Annotated in this window: 1 pseudogene; it reads left to right on the top strand. The window is 61.9% G+C overall.

Annotated features, from left to right (window positions below):
• Positions 1-352 (top strand): annotated as a pseudogene (locus AC1DO7_RS41580) (ketol-acid reductoisomerase); the annotation flags it as partial.

The following is a 352-nucleotide window of genomic DNA, read 5'->3' as shown; positions in this document are numbered from 1 at the left end:
GGTGGAAGCCGGCTACGCGCCGGAAATGGCCTACTTCGAGTGCCTGCACGAACTGAAGCTGATCGTCGACCTGATCTATGAAGGCGGCATCGCCAACATGAACTACTCGATCTCCAACAACGCCGAATACGGCGAATACGTCACTGGCCCGCGCGTCGTGACCGAGGAGACCAAGAAGGCCATGAAGCAGTGCCTGACCGACATCCAGACCGGCGAGTACGCCAAGAGCTTCCTGCTCGAGAACAAGGCCGGCGCCCCGACCCTGATCTCGCGCCGCCGCCTGACGGCCGAGCACCAGATCGAAGAAGTGGGTGCCAAGCTGCGCGCCATGATGCCCTGGATCGCCAAGAAC

The sequence above is a fragment of the Cupriavidus sp. 05N40 genome (assembly GCF_056397305.1).
Note: the sequence above shows the minus strand (reverse complement) of the source record. Positions and strands in the feature narration are given on the sequence as shown.